This is a genomic window from Dolomitihabitans soli (assembly GCF_022213955.1).
Classification (GTDB): Bacteria; Actinomycetota; Actinomycetes; order Streptosporangiales; family Streptosporangiaceae; genus Streptosporangium_A; species Streptosporangium_A soli.
This window is the reverse complement of the sequence record NZ_JAKNTW010000001.1, coordinates 207,185-232,280: the sequence shown is the minus strand read 5'-3', so window position 1 is coordinate 232,280 and position 25,096 is coordinate 207,185. Positions and strand designations below refer to the sequence as shown.

General features: G+C 70.2%; 18 protein-coding genes. 9 read left to right on the top strand and 9 right to left on the bottom strand.

The window, feature by feature from the left end; all coding sequences use genetic code 11:
- Positions 1 to 5 precede the first annotated feature (5 nt).
- The gene (rny, locus tag MBA17_RS01010; protein WP_238494281.1) at positions 6 to 1,625 is read right to left on the bottom strand and encodes a ribonuclease Y; all 1,620 of its coding nucleotides are present in this window, start codon (positions 1,623 to 1,625) and stop codon (positions 6 to 8) included.
- A gap of 748 nt (positions 1,626 to 2,373) precedes the next feature.
- On the opposite strand from rny, the gene MBA17_RS01005 reads away from it, so the two are divergent.
- On the top strand, positions 2,374 to 3,147 hold the full coding sequence (locus MBA17_RS01005; protein WP_238494280.1) for an endonuclease/exonuclease/phosphatase family protein: 774 nt from the start codon (positions 2,374 to 2,376) through the stop codon (positions 3,145 to 3,147).
- A gap of 252 nt (positions 3,148 to 3,399) precedes the next feature.
- On the opposite strand, the gene recX is transcribed toward MBA17_RS01005, so the two are convergent.
- Both recX and recA read right to left on the bottom strand, forming a co-directional pair.
- Positions 3,400 to 4,059 carry a recombination regulator RecX gene (gene recX / locus MBA17_RS01000; protein ID WP_238495010.1) on the bottom strand — a complete coding sequence of 220 codons (660 nt, stop codon included), beginning with the start codon at positions 4,057 to 4,059 and terminating at the stop codon, positions 3,400 to 3,402.
- Positions 4,060 to 4,342: 283 nt separating this feature from the next.
- A complete protein-coding gene (gene recA / locus MBA17_RS00995; RefSeq protein ID WP_238494279.1) occupies positions 4,343 to 5,479 on the bottom strand; it encodes a recombinase RecA in 1,137 nt (378 codons plus the stop codon).
- A 260-nt stretch (positions 5,480 to 5,739) separates the two neighbouring features.
- On the opposite strand from recA, the gene MBA17_RS00990 reads away from it, so the two are divergent.
- The gene (locus MBA17_RS00990; RefSeq protein WP_238494278.1) at positions 5,740 to 6,009 is read left to right on the top strand and encodes a hypothetical protein; all 270 of its coding nucleotides are present in this window, start codon (positions 5,740 to 5,742) and stop codon (positions 6,007 to 6,009) included.
- Positions 6,010 to 6,046: 37 nt separating this feature from the next.
- Here MBA17_RS00990 and MBA17_RS00985 read toward each other — a convergent pair whose 3' ends face one another.
- Positions 6,047 to 6,241 (bottom strand): DUF3046 domain-containing protein, encoded by a 195-nt coding sequence (locus MBA17_RS00985; RefSeq protein ID WP_238494277.1) that lies wholly within the window; start codon positions 6,239 to 6,241, stop codon positions 6,047 to 6,049.
- A gap of 287 nt (positions 6,242 to 6,528) precedes the next feature.
- Positions 6,529 to 7,017, bottom strand: a complete 489-nt coding sequence (locus tag MBA17_RS00980) for a VOC family protein (RefSeq protein WP_238494276.1) — start codon at positions 7,015 to 7,017, stop codon at positions 6,529 to 6,531.
- 107 nt (positions 7,018 to 7,124) lie between these two features.
- Here MBA17_RS00980 and MBA17_RS00975 point away from each other — a divergent pair, with 107 nt between their 5' ends.
- The gene (locus MBA17_RS00975) at positions 7,125 to 11,819 is read left to right on the top strand and encodes an ATP-dependent helicase (RefSeq protein ID WP_238494275.1); all 4,695 of its coding nucleotides are present in this window, start codon (positions 7,125 to 7,127) and stop codon (positions 11,817 to 11,819) included.
- 183 nt (positions 11,820 to 12,002) lie between these two features.
- Here the strand turns inward: MBA17_RS00975 and MBA17_RS00970 are convergent, their stop codons facing one another.
- Entirely contained in the window at positions 12,003 to 12,905 is a 903-nt protein-coding gene (locus MBA17_RS00970) for an NAD(P)-dependent oxidoreductase (protein WP_238494274.1), read from the bottom strand.
- A gap of 97 nt (positions 12,906 to 13,002) precedes the next feature.
- Between MBA17_RS00970 and MBA17_RS00965 the strand changes: the two genes are divergently transcribed.
- Positions 13,003 to 13,419, top strand: a complete 417-nt coding sequence (locus MBA17_RS00965; RefSeq protein WP_238494273.1) for a winged helix-turn-helix transcriptional regulator — start codon at positions 13,003 to 13,005, stop codon at positions 13,417 to 13,419.
- A 348-nt stretch (positions 13,420 to 13,767) separates the two neighbouring features.
- Here MBA17_RS00965 and MBA17_RS00960 read toward each other — a convergent pair whose 3' ends face one another.
- Positions 13,768 to 14,868 (bottom strand): carboxylate-amine ligase, encoded by a 1,101-nt coding sequence (locus MBA17_RS00960; RefSeq protein WP_238494272.1) that lies wholly within the window; start codon positions 14,866 to 14,868, stop codon positions 13,768 to 13,770.
- Between the two features lie 617 nt (positions 14,869 to 15,485).
- On the opposite strand from MBA17_RS00960, the gene MBA17_RS00955 reads away from it, so the two are divergent.
- The gene (locus MBA17_RS00955) at positions 15,486 to 17,525 is read left to right on the top strand and encodes a cellulose binding domain-containing protein (protein ID WP_238494271.1); all 2,040 of its coding nucleotides are present in this window, start codon (positions 15,486 to 15,488) and stop codon (positions 17,523 to 17,525) included.
- A 600-nt stretch (positions 17,526 to 18,125) separates the two neighbouring features.
- On the opposite strand, the gene MBA17_RS00950 is transcribed toward MBA17_RS00955, so the two are convergent.
- Both MBA17_RS00950 and MBA17_RS00945 read right to left on the bottom strand, forming a co-directional pair.
- Positions 18,126 to 18,770, bottom strand: coding sequence for a M15 family metallopeptidase (locus MBA17_RS00950; protein WP_238494270.1), 645 nt, complete (start codon positions 18,768 to 18,770; stop codon positions 18,126 to 18,128).
- Between the two features lie 32 nt (positions 18,771 to 18,802).
- A complete protein-coding gene (locus MBA17_RS00945) occupies positions 18,803 to 20,017 on the bottom strand; it encodes an ROK family transcriptional regulator (protein ID WP_238494269.1) in 1,215 nt (404 codons plus the stop codon).
- A 228-nt stretch (positions 20,018 to 20,245) separates the two neighbouring features.
- On the opposite strand from MBA17_RS00945, the gene MBA17_RS00940 reads away from it, so the two are divergent.
- The 4 genes from MBA17_RS00940 (at position 20,246) to MBA17_RS00925 (ending at position 25,081) form a co-directional block, all read left to right on the top strand.
- On the top strand, positions 20,246 to 21,580 hold the full coding sequence (locus MBA17_RS00940) for a sugar ABC transporter substrate-binding protein (protein WP_238494268.1): 1,335 nt from the start codon (positions 20,246 to 20,248) through the stop codon (positions 21,578 to 21,580).
- A gap of 2 nt (positions 21,581 to 21,582) precedes the next feature.
- Positions 21,583 to 22,608, top strand: coding sequence for a carbohydrate ABC transporter permease (locus tag MBA17_RS00935; protein WP_238494267.1), 1,026 nt, complete (start codon positions 21,583 to 21,585; stop codon positions 22,606 to 22,608).
- Positions 22,605 to 23,456: a carbohydrate ABC transporter permease gene (locus MBA17_RS00930; RefSeq protein WP_238494266.1), complete on the top strand. Its 852-nt coding sequence runs from the start codon at positions 22,605 to 22,607 to the stop codon at positions 23,454 to 23,456. The genes MBA17_RS00935 and MBA17_RS00930 overlap by 4 nt, the downstream gene beginning before the upstream one ends.
- A gap of 158 nt (positions 23,457 to 23,614) precedes the next feature.
- Positions 23,615 to 25,081: a glycoside hydrolase family 3 protein gene (locus tag MBA17_RS00925; protein ID WP_238494265.1), complete on the top strand. Its 1,467-nt coding sequence runs from the start codon at positions 23,615 to 23,617 to the stop codon at positions 25,079 to 25,081.
- The last annotated feature ends 15 nt before the right edge of the window (positions 25,082 to 25,096 follow it).

Here is a 25,096-nt window from a genome sequence, read left to right as displayed (position 1 = left end):
GAGCGCTATCGGGCGAACTCGGTGGATCGGGATTCGCGGACCACCGTGATGCGGATCTGGCCGGGGTAGGTCAGCTCCTCCTCGACCTGTTTGGCCACATCACGGGCGATCACCTGGGTCTGGATGTCGTCCACCGCTTCGGGCTTGACCATCACCCGGATCTCCCGCCCGGCCTGCATGGCGAAGACCTTCTCGACGCCGTCGAACGACTGCGCGATCTCCTCCAACCGTTCCAGCCGCTTGACGTAGGCCTCCAGGGACTCCCGCCTGGCGCCCGGCCGGCTGCCGCTGATCGAGTCGGCCGCCTGGGTGAGCACCGCCTCCACGGTGCGCACCTCGACCTCGTTGTGGTGCGCCTCGATGGCGTGCACCACGTCCTCGTGCTCGCCGTACCGCCGGGCGATCTCGGCGCCGATCAGCGCGTGGCTGCCCTCCACCTCGTGGGTGAGCGCCTTGCCGATGTCGTGCAGGACCGTGCAGCGCTTCAGCAGCGTCGGGTTCATCCGCAGCTCACTGGCCATGATCCCGGCGATGTGCGCGGACTCGATCAGGTGCTTGAGCACGTTCTGCCCGTAGGAGGTGCGGTAGCGGAGCTGACCGAGCAGGGTGACCAGCTCGGGGTGCATCTCGGTGATGCCCAGCTCGACCAGGGCGTCCTCACCGGCCCGGACGCAGAGGTCCTTGACCTCCGCCCGGCTGCGATCGTAGGCCTCCTCGATGCGCTGGGGGTGGATACGGCCGTCGAGCACCAGCTTCTCCAGGGTCAGCCGCGCGGTCTCGCGGCGGACCGGATCAAAACACGAGAGCAGCACGGCCTCGGGGGTGTCGTCGATGATGAGGTTGACGCCGGTGGTCGACTCGAAGGCCCGGATGTTGCGGCCCTCACGCCCGATGATCCGCCCCTTCATCTCGTCACCCGGCAGGTGCAGCACGCTCACCACGGACTCCGCGGTCTGCTCGGTCGCCACCCGCTGAACGGCCAGCGTGACGATCTTGCAGGCGCGTTTCTCGCCCTCCTTGCGGGCCTCGCCCTCGATCTCCCTGACGATCAGCGCCGCCTCGCGCTTCGCCTGGTTCTCGATCTCCTTGACCAGCTCCGACTTCGCCTGGTCGGAGGTGAAGCCGGACACCCGTTCCAGGATGGCCCGCCGCTCGTCCTCGACTTTCAGCAGGTCCTCGCGCTTGCCGGTCAGCTCCGTCTCCGTGTCGGCCAGCTCGCGACCGCGCTCGGCCTGCCGCCGCGCCTCCTCGTCGAGCCGCTGTTCGCGCTCCGCCAGCCGATTCTCCCTGCGCTCCAAGTCGGAGCGCAGTTCCTTGAGCTCCGACTTCAGCATCCGGGTCTCTTCCTCGACCTCCTTGCGCATCTGGGTGACGGTCTTCTCGGTGGCCTCGGAGCGGCTGATGATCTCGTTCGCGTCGGTCTCGGCCCGGGTGCGGATCTCACCGGCCTCGCGCCTGGCCTCCTCCAGCTCGGAGTGGACCTCCGCGAGCTGTTCGGCGGACGGTTCGTTGACGCGGCCGCCCTGCGCTCCGGTACGGCGGACGAGCACTACGAGCGCGGCGATCGCCACCAGGGCGAACACGAGCACCGCCACCGTCAGCGCGACCATAACCGCAGTCTCCATTGCGCGCCCCATCCTCCTCGCGTCACGGCCTCAGGCACGCGAGAGGTCACACGCGCAGCACAGAACAGCAACCAACCAGTGGCGCTACCAGGACAGATTTCAAGCAGCAAGCACCCAGGCACCGACCGTCACGATCGATGTCCCGCCGCTCCGCTTCCTGAATCATGCTCGTCCGTAGTTCACCGTTATGGCAATCCGCGCAGCGCGGAGTAACTCCTCACTGCCGTCGAGATTAGGCGTCAAAGAGGTAACGAGCAAGCAAAGATGCCCTGTCACGCCACTTTTGATCGCGCGTCTACCCCTTCGAACACCTGCCTAAACGCCAGCGCTTCCGGCCCATTCGACGACGGCAACGGCATCCGGCCCTCCCGGCCGCGCCACACGCTTCGCACTCGGGCATCCGCCGGACCACCCACGCTTCGCACTCGGGCATCCGCCGGACTACCGCCTGGCGTCGGATCCGCATGGCCAGGGCGTGCACCAACGTCACCTCGCCACCTGCCCACCGTACCGCCGTACCGCCGTACCGCCGTACCGCCGTACCGCCGCTGAAGCGTCACCACGAGCGCCCCGCCCCGGCGCGAGCCGTACGCCGGGGCATTCGCCATGCCGCCCGGCTCAGTCCGTATCCGGGTGATCAGCCGATCGCGCCGGCAAGATCCGGTAAGGCCCCACATTCCGCCCCAAAGCGAATCGAAAGCGGACTCTTTTACCTTCGGCAGACCACAGGCCACCGAAGGGAATGAACGTGCTCAGAACAGTCTTCTTACGCGCTCTGGCGGCTCTGGCACTCCTCGTGTCGCCGCTCGCGTTCAGCGCGACCGCGCATGCGGCGACGCCCATGGATGTCCTGCAGATGAATCTGTGCAACAGCGGCAAGGCCACCCACTGCTACAAGGGCGGTAGCGCCATCTACGAGGCGCAGGTGCGCATCAACGAGAACCTTCCCCAGTTCGTCACGCTCAACGAGATCTGCGAAGGAGACCTCAACAGGATCAGGGCTGGCATTCCCGCCTCCTACGAGGCCTCGGACTTCAGGGCGGCTCCGCACAAGGATGGCGGGTTCGTCACCTGCACCAACGGCGAGCGTTACGGCATCGGGATGATCATCAAGGGTCCTGGGTCGGTGAGTTTCGGCGGGCCGTACGAGCTCCAGGACAAGACGGACGAACGCCGGGTACGCCTGTGCGTCGACTGGACCAGCAAAATGGTCTGCGTGACGCACCTGTCGTCGGATTCGCCGGGGGTCGCCTTCCACCAGTGCGAGGAACTCGGCCTCATCGCAAGCCGCGACGGCGAACAGGAAGGCAAGGCGACGGTGGTCGCGGGTGACTTCAACCTCAAGTACGGGGTGTATGGGCAGTACGACGTCCAGGACTGCGTGCCGGACAGATTCTTCCGCAAGGGGGACGGCGACGTGCAGCACGTGTTCGCGGCCAACGTCAACTTCGTGTCCAAGACCGTCATTCCGATGGCTCACACCGACCACCCGGCTCTGCTGATCAAGCTCCAAAGGCCCTAGGCGTGTTCCAAAGGCGGGTGGGCCGGTCGTTGGCAGCTGCCACGTTGATGGCGGCTTCGTAACGAACAGCGAATTCGCCGTATCTGGTAGCGATGGCGCGGTGGCGTTCGAGCCGGATTGATGCCGCACGCCACAGCCGAGCGGGCGCGGTAGTCGAGCGGGTCGACTATCGCGTCGGCGGGAGAGGGATCACACGTCCAGGGATGGAGAGGGATCACACGTCCAGGGCGGGAGAGGCCGGACTTCGATTCGTCAGCTGAGTGGATCTTCAGGTAGATCGGCCGCATCGATGCCCTCGGCTTCCAGCGCCTCTCTGATCACCCGGAAGGCCAGGCCGGCCGAGTAGCCCTTTCTGGCGAGCATGCCCGCCAGCCGACGGGTGCGGACCGCGGGATCCAGGTCGCGGGTCGAGCGGAGTTTGCGGGCGACGAGCTGCCTGGCCGTATCGGCCTCCTGGTCGGGGTCGAGGCGATCCACCGCTTCACGCACGGTGTCGTTGTCGACGCCACGGTGACGCAGCTCCGCCGCCAGCGCCCTGCGTGCCAGACCGCGCCCGGCGTGCCGGGAACTCACCCACGCCGCGGCGAACGCCTCGTCGTCGATCAGCCCCACGGCCGAGAACCGGGCGAGCACCGCCTCGGCGGCCTCCTCGGGCACCTCCCGCTTGCGCAGCGCCTCCGCGAGTTGAGCCCGTGTGCGTGGCGCCAGAGTCAGCAACCGCAGGCAGATCCCCCGCGCCACCGCCTCAGGATCGGCAGCCGGCGCCCGGTCGGCCGGAGAGCCGGGAACCGGCCCGTCGGGCAGGAACCCGTCACCGTCTCCTGTCCCCCGGGACCGCCGTTCCCCCCGCCCGCGCCGTGACCGCCCCGCACCGCGACGCCGTCCCGTCCCCGGTCGCTCCGCCGCATCCATCGGACCATCCGGATCCAGCGGACCATCCAGGTCCAGCGGACCATCCAGGTCCAGCGAACCATCCAGGTCCCGCGAACCATCCAGGTCCAGCGAACCATCCGGGTTCATCGGACCATCCGGGTCCCGCGGCGAACCGCGCCGCTTCGAGCCCCGCGCTCTCTCCCGGGGGTCGCCGGGTGCGCGCGAGCCGTCCGGGTGGGCCTCCGGCCAGGCTCCCCAGTCCCGTGGCCCGATCTCGTCGGACGGGCCACGGGGATCAGTCGCCATCATCGGTCGCTACCGATCAGACGTCACCGGGCTTGGGCGTGGCCGCCTTGCTCGCCCGGGCGGCCGGAGCCGCCTTGGCCGGCGGGGCCGAAGCCGCGGGAGCGGCGGCCGGGGCGGATGAGGATGAGGATGAGGCGGCGTCGGCGGGCAGGTCGACGCGCGGGCCGATCCCCAGCTTCTCCTTGATCTTCTTCTCGACCTCGTTGGAGATGTCGGGGTGGCTCTTCAGGAAGGTACGCGCGTTCTCCTTGCCCTGTCCGAGCTGCTCGCCCTCGTAGGTGTACCAGGCGCCGGCCTTGCGCACGAAGCCGTGCTCGACGCCCATGTCGATGAGCCCGCCTTCGCGGGAGATGCCGAAGCCGTACAGGATGTCGAAATCGGCCTGCCGGAAGGGCGGGGCGACCTTGTTCTTCACGACCTTGACCCGGGTGCGGTTGCCGACCGGCTCGGTGCCGTCCTTGAGGGTCTCGATGCGCCGCACGTCGAGTCGCACCGACGCGTAGAACTTCAGCGCCTTGCCGCCCGTCGTGGTCTCCGGCGATCCGAACATGACGCCGATCTTCTCGCGCAGCTGGTTGATGAAGATCGCGGTGGTGCCGGTGTTGCTGAGCGCGCCGGCGACCTTGCGCAGGGCCTGGGACATCAGCCGGGCCTGGAGGCCGACGTGGCTGTCGCCCATCTCGCCCTCGATCTCGGCCTTGGGGACCAGGGCGGCCACCGAGTCGATGACGATGATGTCGACCGCGCCCGAGCGGATCAGCATGTCGGCGATCTCCAGCGCCTGCTCTCCGGTGTCGGGCTGGGAGACCAGCAGGGCGTCGGTGTCGACACCGAGTTTCTGCGCGTATTCGGGGTCGAGGGCGTGCTCCGCGTCGATGAACGCGGCGATGCCGCCCGCCTTCTGCGCGCTCGCCACCGCGTGGAGCGCGACGGTGGTCTTGCCCGAGGACTCCGGACCGTAGATCTCGACGATCCGGCCTCGGGGGAAACCGCCGATGCCGAGGGCCACGTCGAGCGCGATGGAGCCGGTCGGGATCACCTCGATGGGGGCACGCGCCTCGTCTCCGAGACGCATGACCGAGCCCTTGCCGAACTGGCGCTCGATCTGTGCGAGTGCCGTTTCAAGGGCCTTCTCGCGGTCGTTGGCTGCCATGGATGCCCCCTGGGAGGGTGTCGTGGGTCTGTCGTTTCCGTCGCGTGAAAGCTACGCGGTGCCACCGACAATTTCCGGCAGGCGCCGAAGTCGGTGCCACCAATATAGCCGAACGGCTGTTCGATCGCTTCTGGAACACGCGCACCACCAGCTCACCAGCACCCCATCCTGGAGGCGACATTCCCGGGCATTCCGCTTGGACTGTTGTAACCACGTTGACCTGGGGTGATCCTGAGGGGAGACGACCTTGGGGTGCCCACGTGACAAGCACGTTCACCGAACAACGCCGTGTCCATCTGGAAGCGCTCGCCGCGCGGCTCCCCGACCGGGGGCTGGCCGGCCGGATGCTCGGGAACGACGATCCCGTGTTGTGGATCTGGCATCCCCGCACCGGAAAACAGACGATCGTCTTCGCCACGCCGTCCGGGAACGGCTGGCTCTTCATGTGGTCGCCCGACGGCCAGGAGAGCGCGGACGACATCGCGCAGACCGCCAAGCTGGTGGAGAAACTGCTGTCAGCGGGGCCCTGATCGCGTCAACTGGACCGCCTTCAGGTTGATCGTCTGGCTAGCGCAGTTTCGAGTCGACATCGGTGGCTCCGCACACGGCCCGCCAGACGGTCTTGGCCGCCACGCCATCCCCGAGAGCCTGGGTGACCGTGCGCCCGCCCAGCTCGGCGAGGACGTAGTCATGGGCCCATGACTCGGCATACCCCGCACCGAAGTGGAGGTTCATCCGGTACCAGAACTCGGACAGGCGCATCACTCAAGTATGGGACCGGTCACCAGGTGGATCGGCCACCGCCCCGGCCCCGGACACCGGCATCGCGTACGGCGGCGCGCGAGCGGACCCTTCCCGTGCGGCACCGCCCTGACCGGTCTCCGGCTCCCGCTCGGCGCCGCTAGCCATGGCGATCCACGCCGAGTCGCATATCGGCACGCACGCTCAGGATGTCCCCGGCGGAGAGGGGCGGAGGCCGGGCCCGGGCGCCTCGCCGGCGCCCGGGCGGGGCGGTCAGGGGAAGCGAGGCAGGCCCGCCGCCGGGAGCGTCACAGCACCCGCGCGCCGTACATGTCGCCGAGGGGGTCGGCGAGCAGTTCGAGGCGTGCCCCGTCGGGGTCCCGGAAGTAGATCGAGGCGCCGCTCTCGATCTGGTGGGCCACGCCCGCGGCCTCCAGCTTGCCGCGCAGGCGCTCCCAGGCGACCGGGTCGACCGAGATCGCGATGTGGTGGAGCCCGCCGACCACCTCCTGGTAGGGCCCCAGGTCGAGCCCCGGGAAGTCGAAGAAGGCGAGCAGGTTGCCGTTGCCGATGTCGAAGAAGAAGTGGCTGGAGCCCCGGTAGTCACGGTTCTCGAAGATCTCGGTGAGGGGGAATTCCAGGAGGTCCTGGTAGAAGGCGATGGTCCGCTCGACGTCGGAGGAGATCAGCGCGAAGTGGTGCAGGCCGCGCGCGCTGCTGGCCGGGCGGTGCTCGCTCAGGTGCGCCGCCCTGATGCGGTCGCGCGATGCCGCTATGGCAGCGTGGTCGATGCTCATACCAGAGCACTATGTCCGTCGATGTGCGCGTCAACCTCGCATCCGGGAAACATTCTGCTGCTGGGGGGCCGGACCGTTCTGTCGGTGGCGCGTTGCATCATTGGGCCATGGACGCGCTCGACCACTTCACCGACATGACCAGGACCTGGTTCACCGGTGCCTTCGCCGCGCCGACCGCCGCGCAGCAGGGGGCGTGGGCGTCGATCGCGCGCGGCGACAACACCCTGGTGGTGGCGCCCACCGGGTCGGGCAAGACGCTGGCGGCGTTCCTGTGGTCGCTCGACCGGCTGGCCGCGGAGGCCGACCGGCCGCGCGGCTGCCGCGTCCTCTACGTCTCCCCTCTCAAGGCGCTGGCGGTCGACGTGGAGCGCAACCTGCGCACGCCGCTGACCGGGCTGAAGCAGACGGCGCGGCGGCTCGGGCTGCCCGCGCCGGAGATCTCGGTGGCGATCCGCTCCGGCGACACCCCGGCCGAGGATCGGCGGCGGTTCGCCGCCAAGCCGTCCGACATCCTGATCACCACGCCCGAGTCGTTGTTCCTGCTGCTGACCAGCCGGGCCCGCGAGGCCCTGGCGAGCGTGCAGACCGTGATCATCGATGAGGTGCACGCGGTGGCGGCGACGAAGCGCGGCGCTCATCTGGCGCTCAGCCTGGAGCGGCTCGACGCCCTGCTGGAGCGTCCCGCGCAACGGATCGGGCTGTCGGCGACGGTCCGGCCGGTGAGCGAGGTGGCCCGGTTCCTCGGCGGCGCCCGCCCGGCCACGGTGGTGCAGCCGCCGTCCGACAAGGTGATCGAGGTCGACGTCGTCGTCCCGATCGAGGACATGACCGAGCTCGACGCCCAGCCGCGCCAGGCCGGGCCCGACGACGCCGAGCCGTGGCGGCCGGAGTCCACCCGCCGCTCCATCTGGCCGCACGTCGAGGAGCGGCTGCTCGACCTGATCGGCGCGCACCGATCGACGATCGTGTTCGCCAACTCCCGGCGGCTCGCCGAACGGCTGTGCACCCGGCTCAACGAGCTCGCCTACGAGCGCGCCGGAGGGACGGCCGACGAGGGCGTGCCCGCCGAGATGATGGCCCAGGCGGGCGCGAGCAAGGGCGGGGTGCCCGAGGTGGTGCGCGCCCACCACGGGTCGGTGTCGAAACAGGAACGGGCCCAGATCGAGGAGGCGCTGAAGTCCGGGCGGCTGCCCGCCGTGGTCGCGACCTCCAGCCTGGAGCTGGGCATCGACATGGGCGCCGTGGAGATGGTGGCGTGCGTCGAGGCGCCGCCGAGCGTGGCGAGCGGCCTGCAGCGGATCGGCCGGGCCGGGCACCAGGTCGGCGCGGTGTCCCATGGCGTGATCTTCCCGAAGTACCGGGGCGACCTGATCCAGACGGCCGTCGTGGCCGAGCGGATGAAGACGGGCGAGATCGAGGAGCTGCGCTATCCGCGCAACCCGCTCGACGTGCTCGCCCAGCAGATCGTGGCGATGACCGCGCTGGAGGAGTGGACGGTCGACGACCTGGAGACCGTGGTGCGCCGCGCCGCGCCGTACGCCACGCTGCCCCGCTCCGCGCTGGAGGCGACCCTCGACATGCTGGCGGGGCGGTACCCGAGCGAGGAGTTCGCCGAGCTGCGGCCGCGCATCGTGTGGGATCGGGTGACGGGCACGCTGCGCGGGCGTCCCGGGGCGCAGCGGCTGGCCGTCACCAACGGCGGCACGATCCCCGACCGCGGCCTGTTCGGGGTCTTCCTCGTCGGGGAGAAGGCGTCCCGGGTCGGCGAGCTCGACGAGGAGATGGTCTACGAGTCGCGGGTCGGCGACGTGTTCGTGCTCGGTGCGACCTCCTGGCGGATCGAGGACATCTCCGCCGACAGGGTGCTGGTGTCCCCCGCCCCCGGCCAACCGGGCAAACTGCCCTTCTGGCACGGCGATGCCCTCGGTAGACCGGCCGAGCTGGGCAGGGCCATCGGGTCGTTCCTGCGCGAGCTGTCCCGCGGCGGCGGCGAGGAGCGGCTGCGCGCCGCCGGGCTGGACGACTACGCGGTGGGCAACCTGACCGCGTACCTGGCGGAGCAGCGCGAAGCCACCGGTTACGTGCCCGACGACCGCACCCTGCTGGTGGAGCGTTTCCACGACGAGCTGGGCGACTGGCGGGTCGTGGTGCACTCGCCGTACGGCGCGCGGGTACACGCGCCGTGGGCGCTGGCGATCGGGCGGCGCCTTCGCGAGCGGTACGGCACCGACGTGCAGGCGGTCCACTCCGACGACGGCATCGTGCTGCGCATCCCCGACACCTTCGAGGGCGCCCCGTCCGACGTGGCGACGTTCGACGCGGAGGAGATCGAGCAGATCGTGGTGGAGGAGCTGGGCGGCTCGGCGCTGTTCGCCGCCAGGTTCCGCGAGTGCGCGGGCAGGTCGCTGCTGCTGCCCCGGCGCACTCCTGGCAAGCGGACCCCGTTGTGGCAGCAGCGGCAGCGGGCCACCCACCTGCTGGGCGTGGCCAGCGCCTACGGCTCGTTCCCCGTCGTGCTGGAGACGATGCGCGAGTGCCTGCAGGACGTCTTCGACGTGCCCGGCCTGGTGCGGCTGATGCGCGACATCGCCGCCCGCCGGGTGCGGGTGGTCGAGGTGGAGACCTCGCAGGCCTCGCCGTTCGCCGCGTCGCTGCTGTTCCACTACATCGGCGCGTTCATGTACGAGGGCGACGCGCCGCTCGCCGAGCGCCGGGCGCAGGCCCTCGCGCTGGACACGAGCCTGCTGGCCGAACTGCTCGGCCAGGCCGACCTGCGGGAGTTGCTCGACCCCGACGTGATCGCCGACACCGAGCAGGAGCTGGCCAGGCTCGACCGGCCGCTGCGCGACGTGGAGGCGCTGGCCGACCTGCTGCGTTCGCACGGGCCGCTGCCGGCCGTCGACGTGAGCGTCCGCGAGGGCGATCCGGCCTGGCTGGACGAGCTGGAGCGGGCCAGGCGGGCCATCCGGGTCCGGGTGGCGGGCGAGGAGCAATGGGCCGCGATCGAGGACGCCGGCCGGCTGCGTGACGCGCTGGGCGCGCCGCTCCCCGTCGGGGTGCCGGTCGCGTTCCTCGAACCGGTGGCCGACCCGCTGGGCGACCTGATCGCCCGGCACGCCCGCACCCGCGGCCCCTTCCCGGCGAGCACGGCCGCCGCCAGGTTCGGCCTCGGCGTCGCCGTGGTGTCCGACGGCCTGCACCGGCTGGCGGCCTCCGGGCGGGTGGTGAGCGGGGAGTTCCGGCCGGGCGGACGGGGCGAGGAGTGGTGCGACTCGGGCGTGCTGCGGCTCCTTCGCCGCAGGTCGCTGGCACGGCTGCGCAAGGAGGTCGAGCCGGTCCCGCCCGAGACCCTCGCCGCCTTCGCCCCCGCCTGGCACAACATCACCGGCTCCCCCGGCGGCTCCTCCCGGAGTGGCGCGACCGCACCGGGGCGGGCGATGGACGCGCTGGTCGGCGCGATCGAGCAGCTCCAGGGCGCGGCGGTGCCCGCCTCCGCCCTGGAGACCCTGGTGCTGCCCTCGCGCGTGCCCGGCTACTCTCCCGCCCTGCTCGACGAGCTCACCGCCTCCGGTGAGGTGATCTGGGCCGGGCAGGGCTCGCTGCCCGGCGGCGACGGCTGGGTGGCCCTCTACTTCGCCGACACGGCCCCGCTGCTGCTGCCCGACCCCGTCGAGATCACCATGACGCCGCTGCACGAGCAGGTGCTCGACCAGCTCGACGGCGGCGGCGCCCTGTTCTTCCGCGAGCTCGCGAACCGGCTCACCGCCGCCGCCATCCGCGACGAGGCGACGGCGTCCGCACGGCGGGGGCAGGACGAAGCGATCTCCGCCGGGGAGCCGGCGGCGCCGGGTGATCCGGGCGCGAGACGGCCGGCCGGAGCCGGGGTGCCTGACGATGCGGCGCTGACGGCCGCCCTGTGGGATCTGGTGTGGGCCGGGAGGATCACCGGTGACACGATGGCTCCGTTGCGGGCGACCCTCGGCACCGGGCGGCCCGCGCACCGTCCCGCGTCGACCCGCAGGCGGCGGGCCGTACTGCCGACCCGCAGCGGCCCGCCGACGGTCAGCGGGCGGTGGTGGCTGCTGCCCGAGCCCGCCGCCGAGGCCACCCAGCGCGCGCACGCCCAGGCCGAGGTCCTGCTCGAACGGCACGGCGTGATCACCCGGGGCGCGGTGAGCAGCGAGCGGCTGCCCGGCGGCTTCGCAGCCGTCTACCGGGTGCTGCGTGCGTTCGAGGAGAGCGGCCGGTGCCGCCGGGGTTACTTCGTCGAAGGGCTCGGCGGCGCCCAGTTCGCTCTCGCCGGCGCCGTCGACCGGATGCGCGCCCTGGCACCCTCGCCTGCGGCGACCCCCACCGGCGCGTCCGCAGACGGCGGCCGAGCCTGGGAGGGCGGCGGAAAGCAGCCGTGGGAGGCCGAAGGCGGCGAAAGGCGGGCGCGGCGAGCGGTGGTCCTCGCCTCGGCCGATCCCGCCAACCCGTACGGCGCGGCGCTCCCGTGGCCGGTCCAGCCGGGCGAGGGGTCCCACCGGCCCGGCCGGAAGGCGGGCGCGCTGGTCGTGCTCGTCGACGGCCACCTGGCGCTGTATGTCGAACGTGGCGGGAAGTCGCTGCTGTCCTTCGCCGGCGAGGACCACGTCCAGCCGGCCGTGGACGCCCTCGCCCTGGCCGTCCGCGACGGCGCCCTCGGCAAGCTCACCGTCGAGCGCGCCGACGGCACCGCGATCAACGACTCCCCGCTCGCCACCACCCTGGAGGCCGCCGGCTTCCATCCCACTCCCCGAGGACTCCGCATCCGCGCCTGACACCCCCACACGGTCCGCCCGCACGACACGCGAACTACGGCCACGCGCAGCGCGGTGCCCAGCCGGACGCCAGAGCAGAAACACCCGCCGCAACCCACCCGACCCCGATCGTGCACGTGCGGCAACGGAAGACCTGGGGCGCCGGAGCGAGGGCTTGGAGGAGACCGCGGCGGGGCCGCTCGGTCAGGCCCTGGACGAGTCCGGTCGGTGGAGGAGCAGGTCTATGACTCCGGTGCCGTCCTCGTCGCCGTGTCCGTCGGCCAGGCGGCGCTCCATCAGGTCCAGGTAGGGAGTCAGGAGTTCGGGGCTGACTCCCTGCTCCTCGGCGGTGCGCAGGAGTGTCACGTTCCCCGCGACCTGCATGGCGAGGTTGGAGACGACGTCCTTGGTGTAGTCGCCGCTCTGGAGTTGTTCCGCGGCCGTGTGCGCGGAGGCGGACATGGCGCTGAGCCAGCCGGCGAGCAGAGGGGCGAAGTCCTTCGGCGAGATGTCCTCCTTGCGGATTAGTGCGAAGGCGTGCGCCATGCCGGCGAACATTCCGCTCATCGCGCTCAGCAACGCCACATCGTGCAGGGCCGCGAAACCCGCGTCCTCGCCGACGTAGGTCGCACCGGCCGGCACGGCCAGGGTGTGCTGATGGGTGTCGAAGAGGTCCGGAGAGCCGCTGTAGAAGACGTAGCCGCCCGCGCCCGGAACGCCGATCATCGGCGGGACCGCCATGATCCCGCCGTCCAGGAAACGGGCGCCGCGCGAGACGGCCCACTCGGCGCGGGCCCGTGCCTGGCCCGGGGTGCTGGTCGTGAGATTGACCAGGTCCTTGCCCGTCAGATCGGCGTCGGCCAGGGCCTCGCCGATCGAGGCGTCGTCGAGCAGACACAGCACCACGAGACGGTTCGCGGCCACCGCCGCGGCTGCCGACCCGGCGACCGTCGCGCCCTCGGCGGCGAGCGGGTCGGCCCGGGCGGAGGTGCGGTTCCACACGGTCAGCGGGTGCCCGGCGGCGAGCCAGGTACGGGCGAGCGCGGTGCCCATGGCACCGAGCCCGAGGAGAGTGAGCGGACGGGACTGAGCGATGCTGTCGGTCATGCTGATTAGGCTGGTCGCGAACCCCCGGGGGGAACAAGTACGCACTTTGAGGTGGGTGGTTACTCCGGGGTCAGTGAGCAGGTGGGAAGGACGGGACATGAGGACGGCACGACGGCCGGGTGCGTACCACTGCGGGATCGACGCGGCGATCGACGTGATCGGCGGAAAGTGGAAGGTACTGATCCTCTGGGCCCTCGACGAGCGGCCGTGCCGGTTCGGCGAGCTGCGCAGGCTGGTGCCGGGGGTGACGGAGAAGGTGCTCGCCTCGCAGCTTCGGGAGCTGGAGGAGGACGGCATCGTGCATCGCGAGGTGTATGACGAGATACCGCCCCATGTCGAATACTCGCTGACCGCGCTCGGCGTCTCGCTCAACGAGTCGTTGGCTCCGCTCGGCGCATGGGGACGGCAGAACCTTCTGGGAGGCGCCTACCCGGCGGAGGCCGGGCTGAGCGATCCGGGCACCCGGACGCCGCCTGCCCCCATCGGAACGCCCGCCCTGGCCTCGCGCGAATGAGTCCCGGGGCGACCGGCCCACGAGCCTCACCTTCGGACACGCCCCGGCCCACAGCCTCGCCGACGAACCGCCACCTGGCCCACCCGCATACGAGCGGGGCTTCAGGGGATCGTCACGCGGACAGTGATGGCGAGCGGTGGTGCCGGTTCGTCATGGGTTGACCGAAGAACACACGTCAAGGGGCCAGGCGTCACGGCGGCCGGGCACGCACACGCGAGGAGCGTGGACCCCGCGGACCGCAGCCGCCTACGGCGCGTGGGATGTGGGTGGCTTGCCGTACATGGTCTCGGCGGTCACGTGCAGGCACGCGGCGATCCTGATGCCGTGGAGCGGCCGCTCCGCGGCGGGTCAGGCGATGGTCGCATGGATCAGGTCGTCTACGACGTCGGGGAGGCTGTGGCGGCGGGCGTAGGCGTGGCGTTGGCGGGTGGCGCCCGAGCCTCGGGTGAGGAGGCAGGCGAGGCCCTGTTCGAGGAGGGGGAGGTCGCCGATCTCGGCGAGGGCGGGGCGGATGTGGTCGAGGAGACGGTGGGCCAGGATCCAGGCGGGGACGAGGGTGCCCTGGTGGACGTCGAGGCCGTCGCCGTGCAGGCCGTCCCTGGCGGCCCGCCAGTAGGCGGCGCGCAGGATCTCGCCGGGGATCGGCGGGCCGAGGTCGCCGTGCGCGATGGCGGTGAGCGCGGTGACGACGAGGCCCCGGATCAGGCCGATCACGGTCAGGCTGTCCTCCATGGAGAGGGGCACGTCGGCCACCCGGATCTCGACGGTCGGCAGATGCCGCGAGGGCCGGATGTCCCAGAAGACGGTGCCCGTGTCCATCAGGGCGCCCGAGTCCGCCAGCACCGCGAGGGTCTGCTGGTAGTCGGCGTAGGAGGAGAAGTACGGCGGGGCGCCGGCGACCGGCCAGCGTCCCCAGCTGATCACCCGCCAGGAGGCGTAGCCGGTGTCGCGACCGGCGAAGTACGGCGAGTTGGCGGTCAGCGCGATGAGGGTGGGCAGCCAGGGGCGCAGGTGGTTCCCGACGAACACGGCGTGCTCCGGGTCGGGGACGTCGACGTGCACGTGCAACGCGCAGATGCTGATCTCGTCGTTCAGCGCGCCGTAGATGACGGCTCCGCGCCGGTAGCGGTCGCCGTCGCTGAGCGGGGGCGGTACCACGGGGCCGAGTATGGGGATGGCGCTGGCGATCACGGCCAGCCCGCACGACCGGGCTGCCAGCGCCACCTGCTCGCGGGCCCAGCGCAGCCGTACGGCCAGTTCGCCGAGGTCGGTGGAGGGCGCGGTGCGCGCCTCGATCTGCAGCCGGGTGATCTCCTGCGCCACGTCGTCGCCGAGGCCCGGGGCCACCGCGCGCAGAACGTCGGCGGCGCGGGGCACGGCGTGCCTGGACAGTGGATCAATGATCAGGTATTCCTCTTCGACTCCGAGCAGCGGAAGGGCCTCGATCATCGGTCGTTACCTCTCGGCGCCGGCGAAACGGGAGGTTCATCACCGTTGTTCCCGGTCCGGGCCCGTCTCAGCCGTCCTGAGGCGTAAGACCGCAACCAGGCGTAATCATCTGGAAACACGGCCGGGAGGCACGTCGCCGGATTGGCCGGCTTGCGAGGTCCACAGGGCCGGCGGCCCCGCAGAATCGATCGTGGCCACAGGCCGATTATTCAACGCCGGTGACATCCTCCCCGCGCAATAGCAGCCTTCATCAAATCGCCAAGCCTTTGAGATACGGCACCGCGCCAGTCGAACGGACCGAGGGCTTGGAGTTCTGCGGCGAAAGCGCGGGGACGGGTGTACTGCTTGACCCGGGCACCCCGAACAAACCCGGCGCCGGGCACCCGCTCGCCCAGTCTCCCCGACCATCACCTTTGCGATCACGCGATAGCGGGAAATGGCCATCCGCCCCCGTCACGACCATTCGCGGATGACCCATCCACCAGGGCGCGGCGGCCCATCCGCATGCAAGTTTCATCGCTGCTTGACGAGCATGGCGCCGCCCCACATGATCAGGATGCCTTCTGGTCAGGAGGAGGCGTCGAGTGAATACCGCTTATCCATGGTGAGGTGCGCCGATGCCGAAAAACCCCTTACGAGCAGCGATAGCCGTCCTGCTGACAATGACCGTCCTGAGCGCCCCGACGGCGCACGCCGAGGAGGTCGCGCCGGTCGCGGTGACCGTCAACGCCCGAGCCGGGCTCGCCACCGTCCCCGAAACCGGCATCGGTACCAATCATGCGATCTGGGATACGCACCTGGGCAGCGACGAGACCGCCGACCTGCTCAAGGACGGAGGCATGAAGCTGCTGCGCTATCCCGGCGGCTCGTACTCGGACATCTATCACTGGGCCGACCACACCGCTCCCGGCGGCTACGTGGCGCCCAATACCGATTTCGACACCTTCATGCGTGGCGTGCGCCGTACCGGAGCCCAGGCGATGGTGACCGCCAACTACGGCACCGGAACCGCCGAGGAGGCCGCGGCCTGGGTGCGCCAGGCCAACGTCGTCAAGCGCTACGGCATCAAGTACTGGGAGATCGGCAACGAGAACTACGGCAACGGGCACTACGGCGCCGTCTGGGAGGCGGACGACCACGCTGACAAGAGCCCGGCCGAGTACGCCCGCCACGTCGTGGCCTACGCCGACGCGATGAAGGCGGTCGACCCCACCATCAAGATCGGCGCGGTGCTGACCACGCCGGCCAACTGGCCCGACGGCATAGTCGCCGACGGCGACGACGGAACCTGGAACAAGGTCGTCATGTCGATCGCCGGATCGAAGATCGACTTCGTGATGCTGCACTGGTACCCCGGCGCCCTCGACAAGGCCGTCCACGTCCCCGACATGATCCATCTCACCCGCGAGCAGCTCGCGAAGTACGCGGGGCCCGGCTCGGAGCGGATCGGCATCGCGATGACCGAGTTCAACACGGGGACCAGCAACGGTGGCACCAACACCCAGCCCGGTGCGCTGGCCGCCGCCGACGCCTACGCGACGCTGCTGGCAGGCGGGGTGTTCTCGGTCGACTGGTGGAACGTCCGCAACGGCATCGGCACCGTCAGTCAGGTCGAGGGACAGACCGACTACGGCGACTTCGGCCTGCTGTCGAGCGCGGCGTGCACCTCCGACGGCAGCGTCTGCGAACCACCGCTGAACACGCCCTTCGCGCCCTACTACGCGCTCCAGATGATGAGCAGGTTCGCCCGCCCCGGCGACCAGTTCATCCGGGCCGCGACCGACCAGGCGAAGGTCACCGCGCACGCCTCCCGCCGGCCCAACGGCGATCTGGCCGTCCTGCTGATCAACACGTCGTCCGACGCGTCCTACCCCGTCACGATCGACTACTCCGGCTTCAGCCCGGCGTCCGGGGCGCCCACCGTGCTGACCCACACCAACGGGGCCACGAGCATCACCAGCTCGACCGCGGGGAGCGCGACCAGCCAGACGCTACCGCCGCTCTCGCTGACCACGATCGTCCTGCGCCCCAGCTCGCCCCAAACCGGACGTCCGGCCACACCGGGACAGCCGACCGCCGCCGCCGTGACGGACAAGACCGCCACGATCTCCTGGCCCGCCGTCACCCCCGGCGCGCGCCCGGCCGTCAAGTACGAGCTCCACCGCCAGAACGGAGCCGTCAGCGAGCAACTCGGCGAGACCACCGGCACCTCGTTCACGCTGAACAACCTCAACCCCGGCACCCGCTACACGCTCAACGTGATCGCCCGAGACGGCGGCGGCGCCCCCTCGTGGCCCTCACAGCCGCTGACCTTCACCACCGGCACGCCCACATCCAGCTCCTGCACCGTACGGCTGACCATTCAGTCCGACTGGGCGAGCGGCTACGTCGGCGCCATCGACATCACCAACAACGGCGCGCCCGTCAACGGCTGGACCCTGAACTTCAGCTGGCCCAGAACATGGCAGAACCTGGGCAGCGGCTGGAACGCCGGCTGGACGCAGAACGGCTCCGACGTCAAGGTCGTCAACGACCCCGCGAACAGCTCCCTCCCCACCGGCGCGTCGACCACGATCGGCTTCGTCGGCAACTACAACGGCCCAAACGTGCTACCCGGCGTATTCACCCTCAACGGAACCGTCTGCACGACCCGATAACAGCCCTCGGGATGCCCTCTCGCAGACGGCCCCAGCACGCACATCGAGGCCAGACCGCGAGATCCGGGACCAACACGTCGGATCGGGTGGACGGAATCCCTCATCGTTGCCGTCATCAACGTCCAAAGCTCTGAACGTTGATCGATCCCGGGGGCCTCCTCGCTCGCCAAGACCAGCGTCCTCGCTCGCGAAGACCAGTGGTCAGGGAGCGGGGGCGCCGTCGATGCGACGTAGCCGACGCCGAGCCGGGCACAGTGGCGCCCGGCCCGGCACCCAGCGAAGAGGTCCCGTTCTTGTGCCGAGAGGTGTGGTGCGGGGGTTCACCCCCTGGTTGGCCCGAAGGGCATGGCCGGCGGGCGAGTTTGTCGCGGCGACCGGCCCCGCGCGCTGGAGTGCCATGTGCCCACGGACCGCGACCACCGTCGGCGCGTGGCGCCGGCTGGGCCTGCCGTACGGGCTGGGGGCCGCTCAGGGAGAAAGCTGGGGCCCGCCTCAGGAGAAAGCTGGGGGCCGCTCAGAGAGAAGCTGGGGCTCTCTCAGTGAGAAGCGCAGGGAACGGGGCGGGTACGGCTCGCGAAGGGAGGTGGAGAGGACGGCGGGCTAGTCGGTGAGTGGTCCGTAGGCGGCGGCCTTCGCCTGGGTGGTCATCGCCCAGTAGCGGTCGCCGAAGGACCAGTGCCACCATTCGGTCGGGTAGTTGACCAGGCCGGCGGACGTCAGCGCCCGGCCCAGGATGTCGCGGTGCCGCCGGGCCGGCGCGGGGACGTTGGGCGCCGCCGTGTAGCAGGCCCCCTCGCTCTCCTCGGGGTTGGCGTTGACGGCGGTGCCCATGTCGAGTTCGACCCCGTCGTCGGTGCACAGGGTCAGATCGACGGCGGCCCCGGCCGTGTGCGGCGCCACCTCGATCGGCGACACGTACCGACTCGCCGCCACATGCAACTCCTCCGGCGACATATCCGGAAATGTCACACGAAGTGTGTCCTTGTAATCATCAAAGTACCGACGCTGCAACCCAACCGGCCGATACCCCTCGACCACCAGCAGCCGATACCCGTCCGGCAGTTGCCGCTCGGCGTCGACCAGGCGGCTGACGAGCCCTTCGCGTAGCCGAGCGTAGGCTCCGTCGTCATCGGCCAGCCGGTCGTCGACCAGCAGCCGGCCTCGCACGTCGAGCATCGGATCCCCGGATTCCTCCACAGGAATGCCGGTCACCCGGGGATCGGAGATGAGGACGATATCGCGCATGAGGCCTTATTCTCACATATATCGCCACGCCCTCAGTTGTCCGTGGTGCTGTCGAAGACCTCCTCCCGCGCCAGTTCCAGCGCCGCCCGCAGCGCCCCCCGCAGGATCGCGTTGCCGGCGACCTCGGTGACCGTGACGTGCGGACTGCTCGGGCAGATCCTGGCGACCGCCTCCTCGACCATCGCGGCCAGCATCGCGCCACCCGCCTTGCCGATGTCCCCGGACAACACCACCAGACCGGGATCCAGCACGACGGACACCGCCGCGACCCCGATGGCGAGCCGGGCGGCGACCTCGTCGAGGAACCCCGCGTAGTCGGGTGCGCCGACCGGGCGGGGGGCGGCGGCGGAGCGGACGCCTGACAGCGTGGACAGCGCGACGGAGATCTGGACGGCCGGGGAAGCCGGCGGGAGACCGTGGGCGACGGCGAGCGCGGCGAGGGCCTGGGTGCCGACCAGACGCTGGAAGGAGCCCGACTGCGGATCGGTGACATCGGCCGGGAGCGGCTCGCCCGGCACCGGAAGCCAGCCGATCTCGCCCGCGCCGCCGGTGCTGCCACGGTGGAGACGGTCGCCGAGCATCACCCCGAGTCCTTGGCCGATACCGGCCCAGACCAGCACGAAATCGGATTCCGCGCGTGCCGCGCCGTACGCGCGCTCGGCGATCACCGCCAGGTTCACGTCGTTCTCGATGATCACCGGACGGCCGAGTCCGGCGCTGAGAGCGGCCAGCACCCCCTCGTGCCAGGACGGCAGGTCGAACGAGAACCTGACGTCGCCGGAACGCGGGTCGACCACTCCCCTGGTGCCGATCACGCAGGCACGGAGCTGCGACATCGCCACCCTGGCGGTCTGGCACACGCGTCGCACGGCGTTGTGCACGATCGTGACGGGATCGTCGTCCCCGTTGGGATCGACGGCGACCTGGGCGATCTGCCGGCCGGTGATGTCGGCGACCCCGGCGGTCACGCGGTCGGGCAGCACCTCCAGTCCGGCCACGAACGCGCTGGAGGGCACCACTCCGTAGAGGGCGGCGTTGGGACCTCGCCCCCCGGCCTGCTCTCCCACGGGCGAGACCAGGCCACGCCCTTCGAGGCGCGAAAGCAGCTGACCCGCCGTAACCTTTGAGAGCCCCGTGCGCTCCCCGAGTTCCGCGCGAGTCAGCGGCCCGTCTGCGATAAGGAGCTCCAGTGCCGCACGGTCGTTCAGCTGGCGCAGCAACCGAGGTGTCCCCGGGCGTCGGGACAAGGATCGGCCCCCCTCTCGTCACGATCCGCTAACGGACGTTTCTTTTAAGAAAGTTTCTTGTTAGTTTAGCGGCAGTCACCCCGCAGGCAAGCGATCAGGCCTCGGGATGTCACAGCGCCGACCCGTTCAGGAGGGCGCCTTCGAGCAGGTGCGGGGTCTGCTGCGAGGGCCTCACACCCCCGATGAGCGCGACCCCGACGCGAAGCCGGGAAGGGAGAAAGACCCAAAGTGAAGATCTCGAAGATCGCGGTAGCGACGGCCACCTCGGCCGCGCTCGCCCTGGGCCTTGCCGCGTGTGGTAGTAGCGACACACCTGCCGCGGACAAGCCGAAGGCCGACGCCTCGGCCTCAGGTCCGAAGTTCGCCGGACAGACACTGACCGTGTGGCGCCTTGGTGCGCCCAACGAGGTGTTTGAGAAGTACATGACGGACCTCAACACCAAGTTCACCGAGGTCACCGGGGCCAAGGTGGATCTGCAGTGGGTTCCGTGGCCTGACGCGCAGAAGAAGTGGACCACCGCGCTGGCCAGCGGCGAGGGCCCGGACGTCACGGAGTTCGGCAACGACCAGGTCGCCGCGTGGGTGGCCCAGGACGCACTCGCCGACATCACCGAGGTCGCCAAGGGCGCCCCGGACTTCCAGCAGATCCCGCAGAACCTGTGGGGCTACGAGACGATCGACAGCAAGATCTACGCCGTGCCGTGGGGCGGCGGCACCCGCGCCGTGCTCTACCGCAAGGACTGGTTCAAGGACCTCGGCATCGAGGAGCCCAAGACCTGGGACGACCTCCGGGCCGCGGCCAAGACCATCGTCGAGAAGAAGGGCTCGGACGTCGACGGGTTCGCCTTCAACGGCGGGTCCGACGCCAACATGTCGCTCTCGCCGTTCGTCTGGTCGGCCGGTGGCGACTTCGCCGCCTTCGAAGGCGGCAAGTGGGTCGGCAAGCTGACCGACCCGGCCTTCAAGGAGGGCTTCGAGTACTACACCGGGCTGGTGTCGAAGGACGGCGTGTCCGGCAAGTCCCGGCTGAACCTCAACTCGGTGGAGATCTCCCAGCGGTTCGCGGCCGGCAAGGTCGGTATGTACGTCACCGGCGGCTGGGACATCGCGACGATCGAGGAGCAGAGCAAGGGCAAGGTCGACGCGGACAAGATGGGCTTCTTCTCGCTGCCCACCAAGGACGGCAGCGGCCCCGCGCCCGCCTTCCAGGGCGGCAACGACATCGCCATCTGGAAGGACAGCGACGCCCCCGAACTGGCCGCCGAGTTCGTCAAACTCGCCGCCGGCAAGGACTTCGGCGTCCGGTACGCCAAGGACAACGGCCTGCTCCCGCTCTACCCCGACGCGCTGGCGGAGTTCGCGAGCGACCCGGCGCAGAAGGCCTTCGCCGACACCTTCAAGGTCGCCAAGGGCTTCCCCGCGGACCCGAACTGGGCCGAGGCGAATGACACCAAGGCGGTCCTGCAGAACGCGGCACGCCAGGTCATCAAGGGCGACAAGGACGTGGACACCGCCCTGACCGAGGCCAACAAGGAACTCGAAGAGATTCTGAACCAGCAGTAGCCATGGCGCACACACCAACCATCGCCCGGGGCGGCGGAGATCCCTCCGCCCCGGCGCGGGGCAACCGACGGAAGCCTCCACGCCGGAAGGCCAGCGGCCTTCCGCCCTGGCTGATCCCCTACGCGCTGCTGCTGCCCGGCCTCGTGGTGATCGCGGCGCTGCTGCTGTACCCGCTGTTCCAGATGGTTCAGATGTCCTTCCAGAAGGTCGGGCTACGGCAGTTCAGGCCGAAGAACCCGCTGCCCGCCGAGTACGTCGGCGGCGAGAACTACGCGCAGGTCTTCGCGTCGGACCTGTTCTGGTCATCGCTCCGCAACACGGTGGTGTTCGCGCTGGTGACCGTGGCGTTCACACTGCTCCTCGGCACGCTGGTCGGACTCCTCCTGCACAAACTGGGCGGGAAGATGTCCACCGTGGTGATCGTCGGCATCATGGCCGCCTGGGCCGTACCGCCGACCTCGGCGGCGATCATCTGGAAGTGGCTGTTCGACGCCGACGCCGGCATCATCAACTGGGCGCTCAACCTGCTGCCCGACTGGCTCTCCCAGCTCGCCTTCGGCCGTTCCGACTGGACGGGCGAGCCGTGGCTGAACGACGCGCTGTCCATCTACCTGGTGCTGATCGTCACCGTCGTGTGGGCCTCCTTCCCGTTCATCGCGGTCTCCGTGCTCGCCGGGCTCAAGAGCATCCCCTCGGAGCTCTACGAGGCGGCGAAGGTCGACGGATCCACCGGGTTCGGCACCTTCAGGAAGATCACCTTCCCGCTGCTCAAGCCGGTCTTCTCGGTCCTGGTGGTGCTCTCCGTCATCTGGGACTTCAAGGTCTTCACCCAGCTCTTCCTGCTGGCCGGCGGGACCAACATGCCACGCGAGGCGTTCAACCTCTCGCTGTGGAGCTACATCGAAGCCTTCAACCCACCCCCTGACATGGGCCTGGGCGCGGCCGTGGCGGTCGTGCTCACCGTGATCCTGTTGCTGATCACGTTCGTGTACGTACGGCAGATCGTGAAGACGGAGGACGTGCGATGAGCCCGCTCGCCCGAAAGCGCCTGGGCAGGATCGCGCTGAACTCCGCCGGTGTCGCGGTCTTCCTGTTCGCGGTCTTCCCCGTCTACTGGATGGTGGCGACCTCCTTCAAGCCGAACGACGAGATCTTCACCACGGACTTCGTGCCGATCCCCCTCTCGCCCACCCTCGACCACGTCGAGCGGGTCTTCACCAAGGGGGTGGCCGGGCACTCGATCTGGGAGTATCTGCTCAACAGCGCGATCGTGGCGATCGGCGCGGTGACGATCGGCGCGGTCTTCGCGTTGCTCGCGGCGACCGCGGTGGCCCGGTTCCGGTTCCGGTTCCGCACGTCGTTCCTGATCCTGCTGCTCATCGTGCAGATGGTGCCGGCCGAGGCGCTGCTCCTCCCGCTGTTCCTGATGGTGCGCCGGCTGGGCCTGTACGACCAGCTGCTGGGCCTGATCGTGATCAACATCGGTCTCACCCTGCCGTTCTCGGTCTGGATGCTCCGGACCTTCGTGGCCGCCGTGCCCAAGGATCTGGAGGAGGCCGCCTGGATCGACGGAGCCAGCCGGTTCACCACCTTCTGGAAGGTGCTCTTCCCGCTCGTCGCCCCCGGACTGGTCGCGACCAGCATCTTCGCCTTCATCACCACCTGGAACGAGTTCGTCTTCGCGCTGACGCTGCTCAACGACTCGGGCAACTTCACGATGCCCAGAGCGCTGTCGTTCTTCATCGGGCAACGCTCGACGGACTGGGGCGGCATCATGGCCGCCTCGACGCTGATGACCATCCCGGTCCTGGTGTTCTTCCTGCTGGTGCAACGGCGCATGGTCTCCGGCCTGGTCGCGGGCGCGGTCAAGGGCTGACCCGCCCCTGAAGGAGTACGGCCGCGCGCACAACGCCGTGCCGTACTCCACCACCCTGCCCTCGCGCTGGGGCACGGCTTGCGCCGCCGCCTACCGGACAGACGTCCGCAAGCCGTGCACACACCCCCAATCACATCCCTACTCCAAGGTGAGGAGCCATGGTCGAGTTCTCCGCGAGGTCACGTGCGAAATCCGGCGATCGGGAGCTGCACCGTCTCGCGGCCGGCACGCTGCTCGTCGCCTTCCAGGGCACCTCGGTCCCCGGCTGGGTCCTCCGCGAGCTGGACGGCGGGCTCGGCGGCGTGACCCTCTTCGGCTTCAACGTCGCCGACGCCGACCAGCTCGCCGCCCTCACCGGCCGCCTCCGCGGCGCCGCTGACCTGGTCATCTCGCTGGACGAGGAGGGCGGCGACGTCACCCGTCTCGCCTACCACACCGGCAGCCCGTATCCCGGCAACGCGGCGCTCGGCGCCGTCGACGACGTCGAGCTCACCCAGGCCGTCTACCGGTCCATCGCCGGGGACCTGGCCCGTTGCGGCGTCAACCTGGACATGGCGCCCGACGCCGACGTCAACACCGCCGACGACAATCCGGTGATCGGCACGCGGGCGTTCGGCAACGACCCGGCCCTGGTCGCCAGGCACACCGTGGCCGCCGTGCGGGGCCTGCAGTCGGCCGGGGTCGCGGCCTGCGTCAAGCACTTCCCCGGTCACGGAGCGACACAGCAGGACTCCCACCTGGAGATCCCGCTGGTCGACGCCGATCTGGACCTGTTGCGGGCCCGCGAACTGGTCCCGTTCAAGGCGGCGATCGAGGCGGGCACCATGGCGTTGATGACGGCCCACGTCCAGGTCCCCGCGCTCACCGGCACGGCCCCCGCCACCCTCTCCCCCGCCGCCGTCACCGGGCTGCTGCGCGAGGAGCTGGGCTTCGACGGCGTGGTCGTCACGGACGCGCTGGACATGCACGCGATCACCAAGAGCGTCGGCCTCCCCGGCGGCGCCGTACTCTCCCTGGCCGCGGGCTCGGACCTGCTCTGCCTGGGCCCGCTGCCCACGTACGACGACGTGCGAGAGATCATCGGCAGGATCGTCCAGGCCGTTCAGGACGGCGACCTGCCGCTCGCCCGCCTTGAGCAGGCCGCCGATCGGGTCGCCCGCCTCCGCGCCTGGGCGAACGTGCCGCGCCAGGCGGCCCCCGCGGCCGCCGCCATCGGCCTCACCGCGGCCCGCCGCGCGGTCAGCCTGTACGGCGCCGCCACCCCGCTGGTCAACGCGCTCGTGGTGGAGGTGGAGACGCCCCCGACGATCGCGGTGGGCGAGGTGCCGTGGGGGCTCGCCCCGTGGCTGCCGGACGCCGAGATCCTGCGCGTCAAGCCCGAGACGGTCGCCGCCGAGTCGATACTGGAACGGGCCGGCGGACGATCCCTGGTGATCGTCGTCAAGGACGCGCACCGCTCCCAGGCCAGCCGTACGTTCGTCACCTCGCTGCTCACCCTCAGACCGGACGCCACGGTCGTGGAGATGGGCCTGCCGATCTGGCGGCCGACGGCCGCCGCCTACATCGCGACGTACGGCGCCGCCCGGGCGAACGCCCAGGCGGCGGCGGAACTCCTCGTCGTCTGACCCTCGGCCGGAGCG